Origin of the sequence: Peribacillus sp. NPDC097284, assembly GCF_044761765.1 — a bacterium.
Classification (GTDB): domain Bacteria; phylum Bacillota; class Bacilli; order Bacillales; family DSM-1321; genus Peribacillus.
The window spans coordinates 75,085-87,154 of sequence record NZ_JBIWCZ010000001.1 but is presented as its reverse complement, the minus strand read 5'-3'; the positions used below and the strand labels follow the sequence as shown (position 1 = coordinate 87,154).

The following is a 12,070-nucleotide window of genomic DNA, read 5'->3' as shown; positions in this document are numbered from 1 at the left end:
ATTATATCCTTTATCAATGTAGTAAAAACAGAGCGAGATTGCAAGGGGATTTGTCAAAATGTGCTAAGTTATAGTAGAATGAATTCGATATTTAAATAGTTATTCATAAAAATAAAGGGAGTATGGGATGAGAAGGAGTAATATAACACTTTTACTTATGATGCTTGTTGTGGCTTTGATATGGGGAATTATCTACTGGACATTTATCGCGTAGCACTAGGGAATCTATAATTCAAGTGCTGAAAGTGATGTTGAAACGAATAAAGTTTTTATGTATGATGTAAATGTCATAAGTGAGAGTAATCATCAAAGTGTATAAACTAGATAAACAGGTAAATAATAAAAAACGTTATTTAGTAACGAGGGATATTATGTTGATTAAGTATAAGAAAAGTTATGAAAAGTTTGCCATGGGGTTATTATCTTTCATGCCAAATGAAAAAGAGATAAAAGTGCTTCGGAATACCATGAAGAATTATGAAACAGATGAAAATTTGCAGTTGTTCTTATGGAAAGATGAAGAAATCGTCGGCTTGATTGGAATAGAGACAAGTTCCAATTTCATCGAGATTCAACATATATCTGTAAATCCTTCTTTCCGTAAGCAAGGGATAGGCAAAGAAATGGTTAGGTCAGTGAAGGAACAATACCCTGACAAAGAATTAAAGGCAAACGAGCATACGGAAAGTTTTATTGAAAAGTGTTGAAAAACTTATCTAATCAAAAATAGAGGATGCTCTCATGAGCGGTCCTCTATTTTTGATTTCCTTAAGGAAAGTTGTTTGGCCCTTTCCAAGATAACGTCAGAACGATCGCGTGTTAAATGTTTATCGACCAACCCTACATTCGTACAATCACTGTCCATGCACCACGTGTATCCTTTCTGTTTGCATAAGGTTTGGCAATGTGCAAGTAGTTCCGGGTCATTAATGGGAAGGTTAATGCTTCTATAGGGTTTTTTAAGCAACATTCGTTCATGTGTCTGTTGAAGCAAATCGAGCAGGGCTTCGGGATCAAGACCCAATTGTCGCAGCTCGGCTTTTTTTAAATGAAGGTTGGATATGGCCTTTGCAAGAGTTCTTGTAGCCCCTGCATTATTGCCCCTGCGATCATGGTATAGGGCAACGGCGATTTGAATCAGGCCGACCCAATGTGAATCACGTTCTTTAGGAGCTGTTTCTTTCCAATACTCTTCAAGTATTTCGTGACACTCAAAGTAATCTCGAGTTCCGTGAAAATGGATGAGGAAAGAGAGATAGTCTTCAGGTAAATGCAATAATAACCCCTCCTTGTGCCTTATTTTCCCTTAGGTTAAGAAAGCTTTTTTAGACGATTACCGCTTTTTAAGTATAAATACCATAGTACCATAAAAAAATGTCCAGAAAAATAAGGAAAGCTGATTGCTATGCAATCAGCTTGTGTCGTCAGTTTTCAATTATAACCAAGAAGCACCGACGATAACTAATAAAATGAATAATACTACGATAAACGCAAATCCGCCACCAAAACCTCCTGCATTGCCACCCATATAAGTACCTCCTTTATTCTGCTTATCTTACATTCTTAGACTATGTTCATTTTATAAATATGATTGGGCAACGACCCAATTTAAAAAATCCGCATGAAAAAACTTTAAATCAAGCAGAGCTTTATTTGTAATGGATAAAGGGCCGGTAATCCTCTATACTTGATTAATGAAGAAATAGGCCAATTAAAGGCCAATTAGATTTAAATGGGGTATTTTGATGGGTTATAATATTAAAATTGATGCATTCGAAGGACCGATGGATTTACTCCTTCATTTGATAAACCGTCTAGAAATAGATATTTATGATATCCCTATGGCTGATATCACAGAGCAATATTTAGGCTATATCCATACGATGCAGCATCTTGAATTAGATATTGCGAGCGAATATTTAGTCATGGCCGCTACTTTACTCGCCATCAAAAGTAAAATGTTGCTGCCTAAGCATGAAGATGAGCTATTGATGGATGAAGATGGGGAATTATTCGAAGAAGATCCTCGTGACGAACTTGTAGAGAAACTATTGGAATATAAAAAGTATAAATCTGCAGCAGAAGAATTCAAAGAACTGGAAGAAGAACGGAACTTGATATTCACTAAACCGCCAAGTGATCTTTCTGAATATGTAAAAGAAACGGAAAGTGAATTGCAGGAGTTAAATGTTAGCCTTTACGATATGTTGGGTGCCTTGCAAAAGTTGCTTCGCCGGCAAAAGATTCAAAAGCCCCTTTATACAAAAGTGACGAAACAAGAGATTTCCATTGAAAAACGCATGGAAGAAATCATGGCAGACCTCCAAACGTTTAAAGGTAAGAAGAGCTTTTTTGATTTGTTTCCAGAGCCAGTCAAGGAGCATATAGTGATTACATTTTTAGCGGTATTGGAACTGATGAAATTAAATGAAATTAAAGTTGAACAAGAAGATAATTTTTCGGAAATCATGATTGTAGCTAAGGAAGGTGTAGAACCAGTTGGAAGTTATTAATTGGAAAGGGATACTCGAGGCCCTTTTGTTTGCATCCGGAGATGAAGGTCTTTCCATCAAGCAAATTGCCTCAGTCCTTGAAATCACAGAATATCAAGCAACGGACATCATTGAAAGTTTAAAGGAAGACTATCTCACGGATACACGGGGGATTCAAATTATTGAAATAGCCGGTGTGTTCCAGCTGGCAACTAAGAAAGAACACTCCGATTATTTAAAGAAACTTGTGGAAACATCCAGTTCACAAGGGTTGACACAGGCAGCTTTGGAAACGTTGGCCATAATCGCCTATAAACAGCCGATTACGAGAGCGGAAATAGATGAGATACGCGGAGTGAAAACAGACCGTCCGATTCATACGCTTGTTACGAAAGTTTTAATTAAAGAGGTCGGTAGAGCTGAAGGGTCTGGTCGCGCTTATTTATACGGCACAACGAAAGAGTTTTTAGATTACTTCGGACTAAAATCCATAAACGAGTTGCCGCCACTTGCCGATAATACGGAAGAAAGCTTCGAAAACGGAGAAGCTGATCTGTTTTTCGAGAACTTCCAAAAAACAATCGAATAACAAATCCTCATGATTTTGTGATAATATAGAAAAAAATGGATGTTTGGAGGGGTTGCAGGTGCGCATTGTAGCGTGCAATGGGTATGCGCTTGAAAAAGAAAAGTCAAATTCTCCCGAGGACTTCTTTAACCGTTCCACTGTCAAATACATACAGGCCGGTGAAGAAAAGGTATTGAATGTATTGTATCTTCGTTACTTCGATGAGATGATCGCCCGTTGGACTCCATATTCTCAAAATCCCGTTTTCAAAAGCCTGACTAGAGATATCTATATGGCTGATATTATCGCTTTGATTTGTCTCATCAAAGAACCAAGTTTATCCAGCCGAAAGCGAATATATATAAATTCAGAAAAAGAGTTAGCAAGTTACCTTCTAAATATAAACTTTCCAAAACTAGAGGAAGTGTTTAGATCTATTGAACAAGCTAAACCATATGATATTAAAACATATTTAGATTTTTATCAATCATAATCATTATGAGGAGGGTTCACGGTTGGGGAATACATTGGTAAAATCACAGCTTGAGGATGTAAAAAGCTTTTTAGAAACGACAGTGGCTCAGCTAGAGGAGTTTCTGAATGAAACGACTTATTCTAAGTTGCAACAGGAAAAAAATGGTGAAGAAAGCTATTATAAAGGGATTCTCTCTAGTTTAAGAAGAATGCTTGTAAGTTGTGAAGAGGGTTTGGAAGCATGTCAAATCGTTCTTAAAAATGAGGTTTTTAATAAAGCTGCTGCGGAAAAGACGCTATATAGAGTGTATCATCAATGTATCGAAGAGTACTTTTCACCAAAATCGGACCGATGGTTTGAAGACAGTCGTTCAGCTTATACAGGGAAAAACTCCATCAAGTTCCATCAAACGGTACCGAATAGTATCATCACCATTCTTAAGACCGTAGAGAGTGGATTCCAAAACATGCGTGAAGAATTGGAGTTTTACGAAACCGATTATCGAACTAAGATGTTGCAATCTCGATAAGGAAACAGCAGGGCCTAATAGCCTTGCTGTTTTTTTGTTAAGGGTCTTTTCTTTTATTTGGAGCATAAAATGGGTTGATGTCTTATTTGAGATTTTTGGAGGGTGTGCTTATTGGATATAAGACAGTATGTGATGGATGTCAGTGAATGGATCGAACAAATGATGGGGTACATGGAGAGTATTGATATTAAGGACCGACGAATGATAGCAAATATGGAACAGCTTTCACGATGGACAAAGACATTGGAAACCGGAGATATAGATAATGAAGAACTACAAAAGATTGAAGAAGAAATAAACAGGATTTATAGAGAAATCAAAGAAAGGGCAACTGGTTTCCAATCTCAGAACGAAACAGAGGGATCTGTAGGTATCGGGAAACATACGCTTCCCCCCTTGCCATATTCATACGATGCACTTGAACCAATCATTTCGGCAGAAATTATGCGCTTGCATCATGATAAGCATCACCAAACATATGTGGATGGTTTGAATAAAGCGGAGTTAATGATGAAAAAGGCAAGAGAATCCAATGAATTTTCACTTTTGAAACATTGGGAAAGAGAGGCAGCATTCCATGGTTCCGGACATTATCTGCATACATTATTTTGGGAAGGCATGATGCCAGGAGGTGGAGGTCAGCCGAAGGGGGATCTCCTTAAACAGATTGAGAGAGACTTTGGAAGTTTCGAGGCTTTTAAAAGTCACTTCAGCGAAGCGGCCAAACAGGTGGAAGGCGTTGGCTGGGCCATTTTGGTCTGGGTTCCCCGATCACGTAGGTTAGAGATTCTTCAATCTGAGCGACATATGATTTTGACACAATGGGATACCATCCCTGTCCTTGTTCTGGATGTCTGGGAACATGCTTATTATCTTCAATATAAGAACAATAGGGCAGCCTATGTAAAAAAATGGTGGAATGTCATAAATTGGCCGCAAACCACATTACGGTTCAATAAAGCAAAAAAACTGATTTGGAAACAACAATGAATAGTAAATGAGTTCTCGCGAAAAGATAGGAAGGGATGGATGGGGCCATAATGGTTCCATCTTTTTCGTTTAGATTATTTTCGGGGGTATGAAAAGTATGGAAAAATGACAGGAAGAGGAAATCAGGGACCGAAAGGGAGTGAATACTTCAGGTGAATATTCTCAATTGTAAATTATTGTTATTAGAATTAGGGCGTGATATTTCTTCTAAAATAATTTTATATTTTTCATATTAGTTCTTGATATAGTAATGTGGGTATGTTAAATAGACCATTCATAGGGATTATAACTTGTTTTTATGTATATTAGTATAAAGTTGTGTCGAAAATGTGAACATGACAATTATTAAGTTATATTTATTGACTAGTTACTAAATAATAATTATTATAAACAGGAAGCAAAAAATATTTTTTCTGGAGGAATAATAATATGTCATTAATTAATAAACAAGTTGAAGATTTTAAAGTTCAAGCATACCAATCAGGAGAGTTCAAAGAAGTGACACTAGAAGATGTAAAAGGAAAATGGGCTGTATTCTTCTTCTATCCAGCTGACTTTTCATTCGTATGTCCAACAGAATTAGCTGATCTTCAAGATAACTATGAAACATTCAAAGAAATCGGTTGTGAAGTTTACTCGGTTTCAACTGATTCTCATTTCAGCCATAAAGGATGGGCAGATGCTACTGATACAATCGGTAAAATCGAATACCCAATGCTAGCAGATCCAGCACTAGCTCTATCTCGTCAATTTGGAGTATTAGTCGAAGAAGATGGCGTAGCTTTACGTGGTACTTTCATCGTAAATCCAGAAGGCCAAATCAAATCATATGAAGTGAATGACATGGGAATCGGCCGTAATGCTGAAGAACTTATTAGAAAAGTTCAAGCTGCACAATTCGTAGCAGAACATGGAGATAAAGTTTGCCCTGCTAAATGGACTCCAGGTGAAGATACATTAGAGCCAAGCTTTGACCTAGTAGGAAAACTTTAATTTTAGGATATTTCCCTATACATATATCAACTAGTTGATATATAAAACAGCTATGATTGACAAAAGGCACTTACTTCAATAAGTGCCTTTTGTCCTTTAAAAATAAAATTTTTTAAACAGCAAGGAGATCAACTATGGAAAAAATATATGATTTATTGATTATCGGGGGAGGGCCAGCAGGTCTTTCTGCGGGAGTTTATGCAGGTCGAGCAAAATTAAAAACGATCATCCTTGAAAAAGGATCTGGCGGTGGGCAAGCAGCCACCACTTCAGAAATAGCTAACTATCCTGGTATTCGCAACATCTCAGGTCCAAAGCTAGTGGAGGAAATGAAACTTCAAAACGAAGATTTTGGTGTGGAGTTCGCTAAATCAGATGTAACCGGCGTAGATTTATCTGGGGAAATAAAAATCGTAAAAACGCTTAGTGGGGACTATCATGCACGCGCTGTAATCATTGCAACGGGCGCCACCCCAAGAAAACTTGGGTTTCCAGGAGAAGAAGAATTCACTGGCCGAGGCGTAGCGTATTGTTCAACCTGTGATGGAGAGTTCTTTGAAGGGTTAGAAGTTTTCGTCATTGGAGCAGGATATGCAGCGGCTGAAGAAGCCATTTTCCTTACTCGCTTTGCAACAAAAGTAACCATTATCGCCCGCGAATCAGCCTTCTCATGTGCCCCTTCCATTGTTGATAAAGTAATGGCCAATGAGAAAATCGAGGTCAAATTCAATACAGAGATTCTTGGTGCTTATGGCGACGGCATGATTCAACGTGCCCGCTTCATCAATAACGTAACAAAAGAAGAGTGGGAATATGAAGCAAAGGAAGAAGACAGTACATTTGGCATTTTCGTGTTCATTGGTTATCAACCTCAAACGGCCATTTTCCAAGGCCATATTGAAATGGACCGTGCTGGCTATATCCTAACTGACGATGATATGAACACAAATGTAAAGGGTGTTTACGCAGCAGGTGACTTGAGACCGAAGTCCTTGCGTCAGATCATTACAGCAGTATCTGATGGAGCGATAGCCGCTACGGATGCGGGTAAATATGTTGCAGAAGAAAAAGACCGCTTAGGCATTAAAGATGAGCCGGTAGTGGAAGAAAAGAAAGAGGAAAAGAAAAAAGCTGCTGCACCAGCAGGTAAGAGCTCCTTACTGAGTGATACGTTAAGAGGCCAACTAAAAGGAATCTTCGATAAGATGGAGAATGACGTGACCTTAGTATCAATCGTGGATGAAAGCCTACCCAAATCGGTAGAATTACGTGACTTCTTATTAGATGTTGCAGAATTAGGGGACAAGCTTCATCTTGAGCTATATAATAAAGGTGAAAATAAAGATATGGAAGAAAAAGTGAATGCCGATAAATTCCCTGTAGTCTCCCTGTTAAATTCGAATGGGGAATACAGTGGGGTCAAATATCACGGTGTACCAGGCGGACATGAACTGAACTCCTTCATTTTAGCTATCTACAATCTTGCTGGTCCGGGTCAAGCGATGGATGCTGCTGTTCGGGATTCAATCAAATCAATTAGCAAGAAGACAAATATTAAAGTCATGGTATCTTTAGCGTGCCACTTCTGCCCTGACGTTGTAGTTGGAGCACAACGAATCGCCATTGAAAATCCTAATGTTGAAGCTGAGATGGTCGACATCAGTAATTTCCAAGACATTAAGAAAAAGTATAAAGTTATGAGTGTTCCGGCTATGATCATCAATGATGAGGAAGTAGTGTTCGGAGCGAAGAAGATCGATGAAATTGCTGCTTTATTAGTTTAATAGATGAAAAACCGATGGATGGACATAACATGTCTGTTCATCGGTTTTTTTTCGTTTTTTTGTACCTTAACCTAATTGAATTATGCTTGTAACCTTCCTATTATCTTTAAAGACCTTCGATTATTTAATCATAACCCTTGTCCATTTGCATAAACTTGTACAAAAACAAGTAAAGAAACGGGAGGGCACTCATGCGTTTTCTATATAAAGAAATACCCAAATTGTGTATGGTCATTCTCATGTTTTCTTTTCTAGCACCATTACAGAGCGTTCAAGCCAACGTAGCCGTCAGTGCCCATAGTGCCATTTTAATGGACGAAGAAAGTGGAAGGGTCATTTATGAAGTGAATGCTCACGAAAAGAACCGAATTGCAAGTATCACGAAAATCATGACTGCTATCTTAGCTATCGAATCGGGGGAAATGGATGAGACCGTAACAATCAGTAGTAATGCTTTTGGTACTGAAGGGTCTTCCCTTTATTTGAAAGAAGGTGAAAAGATCAAGCTTGAAGATTTGGTTTATGGCTTGATGTTACGTTCGGGGAATGACGCGGCTGTTGCGATCAGCGAAAAGGTGGGAGGGAGCCTTGATGGTTTCATTTGGATGATGAATCAAAAAGCGGAAGAAATCGGTATGAAGAACTCCCACTTTACGAACCCTCATGGATTGGATAATACCAAGAATCATTATTCAACGGCATATGATATGGCTTTACTCACCCGTTATGCTATGCAAAACAAGACATATGCCAAGATAGCCGGCACTAAAGTACATCGGGCCCCTAACTCGACCGAGAATTGGGATTATGTATGGAAAAATAAGAATCGGCTACTCACGCAATTATATGAGTATTGTACCGGCGGGAAAACGGGCTATACTAAACTTGCAAAGCGGACATTGGTCACTACAGCGACTAAAAATAATCATAATCTTATCGCTGTCACGTTGAATGGGCCGGATGATTGGAATGACCACATCAATATGTATGAATCTGCTTTCAAGAATTACAGTTTGACTGAAATTCTTCCTGAAGGCGCCATAAAGGACATAAAGAATAAAACGTATAGAGGGCATGTTTATTTCAAAAATGATTTTTCCTATCCTCTTACTAAGGACGAAAGGAATTCAATAAAGGTTAAAATGAAATTCCTGAAGCCGAAGAAGAGTTGGGAAGATAAACGAAATATTCCGGAAGTAGTGGGCAAGGCTTATATCTATCTGGATGGAAAACAGGTCGGTTCGCGTTCCATCTTTTATGGTGAAACTGTAGAAAGTTTCAACCAGCAATCTTTTCAATCCTCGTGGGCTGCTCTATTCGAAGCAGTATTGGGAATAGATAGAAATGGTTAATTATATCTGGGTTGGAATGACAGTAATCGGTATAGTATTCGCCATGATTAATGGGACCATGAATCAGGTGAATGAAGCACTTTTTGTTAGCGCCAAGGAAGCTGTCACCCTTTCGATAGGCTTGATGAGCATTCTGGTTTTTTGGCTGGGGTTAATGAAAATCGCGGAAGAATCGGGGCTGCTCGAAAAACTATCCGTTTTGTTCAAGCCTTTAATGAAATGGTTATTCCCTGAAGTCCCTCCCAATCATCCTGCAATGGGCTATATTTTATCCAATATGATGGCGAATACGTTTGGATTGGGAAATGCAGCGACCCCATTAGGGATTAAAGCCATGGAGCAGTTAAAGAAATTAAATGGTAATAAAGCGACCGTAAGCCGTTCGATGGTTACCTTTTTAGCGGTGAATACTTCAAGTGTGACATTGATCCCAACGACCGTCATTGCTATAAGGATGAATTACGATGCCGTCTCCCCGACTGACATAGTGTTTCCAACTATCGTGGCTACAGCCATTTCGGCGGTAGGGGGAATAGCGATAGATCGATACTTTTATTACAGGAGAAAGCGGAATGGGAGGGAATAGGAATGCTACAATGGATGACCGCCATTTCGATTTGGTTGATACCACTTTTGATTCTCTCGATTTTATTATACGGTACGTATAAGAAGGTTCCCACCTATGAGACCTTCGTAGAGGGGGGGAAGGAAGGAATCAGTATGTCTTTCTCCCTTATCCCTTTCTTGGTGGGAATGCTCGTCGCCATTTCGGTATTTAGAGCCTCAGGGGCTCTTGATTCCTTCGTACAGGCATTAAAACCGATTCTGGCCTTTCTTCACTTCCCGGCTGAGGTTTTCCCCCTGGCGATCATCCGTCCTATATCGGGAACGGCTGCATTAGGGATGACGAGTGACTTGATTTCCATATATGGTCCGGATTCCTTTGTTGGTCGCTTGGCGGCTACGATCCAGGGAAGTACAGATACGACCCTGTATGTGTTGACTGTATATTTCGGAGCAGTGGGAATTAAAAAAATGGGTGATGCACTCAAGGTTGGCTTATTGGCGGATTTAGTCGGGGTTATAGCAGCAGTGGTTGTGGTCACGCTTGTTTTTGGTACAAAGTAAGCCGAGGAAATGGATGTATCCATTTCCTTTTTTTATTGATATCCTATATTTTACGATTTTAAGAAAAGGATACATTTTTTTGCCATGGAAAATTAAGCTATGTTACACTCATTATGGAAACCAGCCTATATAACAGATCCTAAATGGATGAAATAATAAAAGAAACGGCCATATTCACGAAAAACCTTTTGTTTTTGCCTCGCTATATGTAATAATTGTATGATTGTGTATGTACAGACAATAACAAACGAATGATTATACTATGAGGTGAAGATAGATGGAAAGATTACAAAAGGTAATAGCACATGCAGGATTAGCATCGCGTCGTAAGGCCGAAGAGCTAATATTAGAAGGCAAGGTAAAAGTGAACGGTAAAGTAGTGAAAGAATTAGGTGTGAAGGTAGGTCCTAATGACAAAGTACAGGTCAATGAAATCCCACTCGAGAAAGAACCACCTGTATATTTCGTATTCTACAAACCACGCGGAGTCATTTCAGCTGTTTCGGATGATAAAAATAGAAAAGTCGTAACGGATTACTTCCCATTCGTCCAAGAACGGATTTATCCTGTAGGTCGTCTCGATTATGATACTTCCGGTTTATTGGTTTTAACGAATGACGGGGATTTTGCGAATACACTCATGCATCCAAAACATGAAGTCGACAAAGTGTATGTAGCTAAAGTGAAGGGCATTCCTTTACGTGAGAGCCTAAGGAAATTAGAAAAAGGAATCATGCTTGAAGATGGAAAAACAGCTCCAGCTAAGACCAGAGTACTGACGACTGATAAGAAAAAGGAAACGGCCATTATAGAAATCACTATCCATGAAGGGAGAAACCGCCAGGTCCGTCGGATGTTTGAAGCGATAGGCCATCCTGTAATTAAATTAAAACGGGAGCAATATGGTTTCTTAACATTAGATGGACTGACTGCGGGAGATTCAAGAGAGTTAACTCCCCATGAAGTTAAATTAATGCGGACGATGGCATCGACTGACCCTAAACAGCGGAGAATGTAATACGTTTTTTCTCTTTATTAACAGGTTGAAACCGTTACCCCATTCATCCAAGCGGTTGAATGGGGTGGTGGAAAACAGCCTGTAAATTCCTTTTCTTTCATGATACGAAAAAGGTGTCGACGAATCTTCAAAATATGGTCATCGTGTTACATGTTATATTGGTATGGTGAAATATAGAGCTGCCTTAGGAGGATTTCTATGGATAGAAAAAAGCGACGCCTAGTGAGCAGGACCATCATTCTACTGTTATTAGGTGCAGCTTTAGTGTTTGCCCTTTATACGAACTTCACTAAAGATAAGAATGACAGTCTTCAAAAAGGAAAGGAAGCTCCTAATTTTGTTTTGACTGACATGGCAGGCAAAGAACATAAGTTGTCGGATTATAAAGGACAGGGTGTTTTCCTGAACTTTTGGGGTACATATTGTAAGCCTTGTGAATACGAAATGCCTTATATGGAAAGTCAATATCAAACATACAAGGACCAGGGTGTTGAGATATTAGCAGTCAATGTCGGGGAATCTGAATATTCGGTCAATAATTATGCTGCAAAACATAATCTTACCTTCCCAATCATGATTGATAAAGGCAGGGAAGTGGAGAATGCGTATCGCGTTGATATTTTACCGGTCACCTTCTTGATAGATAAAGAAGGAAAGGTGATAGATATCATTACCGGAGCCTTGACAGAAGAGAGCATCCAAAAGCATATGGAGAGAATTAAACCATAATACTGGGGAGTT

Annotated in this window: 15 protein-coding genes; 13 read left to right on the top strand and 2 right to left on the bottom strand. The window is 39.0% G+C overall.

The annotated features are described in order from the left end of the window. Positions 1 to 371 precede the first annotated feature (371 nt). Complete coding sequence (locus ACIQXU_RS00470) at positions 372 to 707, top strand: GNAT family N-acetyltransferase (protein ID WP_402869266.1); 336 nt, start codon at positions 372 to 374, stop codon at positions 705 to 707. A gap of 32 nt (positions 708 to 739) precedes the next feature. Here ACIQXU_RS00470 and ACIQXU_RS00465 read toward each other — a convergent pair whose 3' ends face one another. Continuing rightward, on the bottom strand, positions 740 to 1,276 hold the full coding sequence (locus ACIQXU_RS00465) for a DUF309 domain-containing protein (protein ID WP_402869264.1): 537 nt from the start codon (positions 1,274 to 1,276) through the stop codon (positions 740 to 742). 159 nt (positions 1,277 to 1,435) lie between these two features. Next, positions 1,436 to 1,528 (bottom strand): YjcZ family sporulation protein, encoded by a 93-nt coding sequence (locus ACIQXU_RS00460; protein ID WP_402869262.1) that lies wholly within the window; start codon positions 1,526 to 1,528, stop codon positions 1,436 to 1,438. Positions 1,529 to 1,745: 217 nt separating this feature from the next. On the opposite strand from ACIQXU_RS00460, the gene ACIQXU_RS00455 reads away from it, so the two are divergent. The 12 genes from ACIQXU_RS00455 (at position 1,746) to resA (ending at position 12,058) form a co-directional block, all read left to right on the top strand. Further along, the gene (locus ACIQXU_RS00455) at positions 1,746 to 2,513 is read left to right on the top strand and encodes a segregation/condensation protein A (RefSeq protein WP_402869261.1); all 768 of its coding nucleotides are present in this window, start codon (positions 1,746 to 1,748) and stop codon (positions 2,511 to 2,513) included. Next, positions 2,500 to 3,081, top strand: coding sequence for an SMC-Scp complex subunit ScpB (gene scpB, locus ACIQXU_RS00450; RefSeq protein ID WP_402869259.1), 582 nt, complete (start codon positions 2,500 to 2,502; stop codon positions 3,079 to 3,081). Before ACIQXU_RS00455 ends, scpB begins: the two co-directional genes overlap by 14 nt. Positions 3,082 to 3,139: 58 nt before the next feature. Further along, the gene (locus ACIQXU_RS00445) at positions 3,140 to 3,553 is read left to right on the top strand and encodes a hypothetical protein (protein WP_402986127.1); all 414 of its coding nucleotides are present in this window, start codon (positions 3,140 to 3,142) and stop codon (positions 3,551 to 3,553) included. A 22-nt stretch (positions 3,554 to 3,575) separates the two neighbouring features. Next, positions 3,576 to 4,064 carry a YpuI family protein gene (locus ACIQXU_RS00440; RefSeq protein ID WP_402986125.1) on the top strand — a complete coding sequence of 163 codons (489 nt, stop codon included), beginning with the start codon at positions 3,576 to 3,578 and terminating at the stop codon, positions 4,062 to 4,064. Between the two features lie 111 nt (positions 4,065 to 4,175). Then, on the top strand, positions 4,176 to 5,054 hold the full coding sequence (locus ACIQXU_RS00435) for a superoxide dismutase (protein WP_402986123.1): 879 nt from the start codon (positions 4,176 to 4,178) through the stop codon (positions 5,052 to 5,054). A gap of 429 nt (positions 5,055 to 5,483) precedes the next feature. Further along, positions 5,484 to 6,047 carry an alkyl hydroperoxide reductase subunit C gene (ahpC, locus tag ACIQXU_RS00430; protein WP_402869253.1) on the top strand — a complete coding sequence of 188 codons (564 nt, stop codon included), beginning with the start codon at positions 5,484 to 5,486 and terminating at the stop codon, positions 6,045 to 6,047. A 134-nt stretch (positions 6,048 to 6,181) separates the two neighbouring features. Continuing rightward, positions 6,182 to 7,831 (top strand): FAD-dependent oxidoreductase, encoded by a 1,650-nt coding sequence (locus ACIQXU_RS00425; RefSeq protein ID WP_402869252.1) that lies wholly within the window; start codon positions 6,182 to 6,184, stop codon positions 7,829 to 7,831. Between the two features lie 191 nt (positions 7,832 to 8,022). Beyond that, on the top strand, positions 8,023 to 9,183 hold the full coding sequence (locus ACIQXU_RS00420) for a D-alanyl-D-alanine carboxypeptidase family protein (protein WP_402869250.1): 1,161 nt from the start codon (positions 8,023 to 8,025) through the stop codon (positions 9,181 to 9,183). After that, positions 9,176 to 9,769 carry a nucleoside recognition domain-containing protein gene (locus tag ACIQXU_RS00415; protein ID WP_402869248.1) on the top strand — a complete coding sequence of 198 codons (594 nt, stop codon included), beginning with the start codon at positions 9,176 to 9,178 and terminating at the stop codon, positions 9,767 to 9,769. The genes ACIQXU_RS00420 and ACIQXU_RS00415 overlap by 8 nt, the downstream gene beginning before the upstream one ends. Positions 9,770 to 9,771: 2 nt before the next feature. Continuing rightward, positions 9,772 to 10,311, top strand: a complete 540-nt coding sequence (locus ACIQXU_RS00410; RefSeq protein ID WP_402956648.1) for a spore maturation protein — start codon at positions 9,772 to 9,774, stop codon at positions 10,309 to 10,311. Positions 10,312 to 10,588: 277 nt separating this feature from the next. Beyond that, entirely contained in the window at positions 10,589 to 11,329 is a 741-nt protein-coding gene (locus ACIQXU_RS00405) for a pseudouridine synthase (protein WP_402869246.1), read from the top strand. 198 nt (positions 11,330 to 11,527) lie between these two features. Further along, positions 11,528 to 12,058, top strand: coding sequence for a thiol-disulfide oxidoreductase ResA (gene resA, locus ACIQXU_RS00400; protein ID WP_402956650.1), 531 nt, complete (start codon positions 11,528 to 11,530; stop codon positions 12,056 to 12,058). The last annotated feature ends 12 nt before the right edge of the window (positions 12,059 to 12,070 follow it).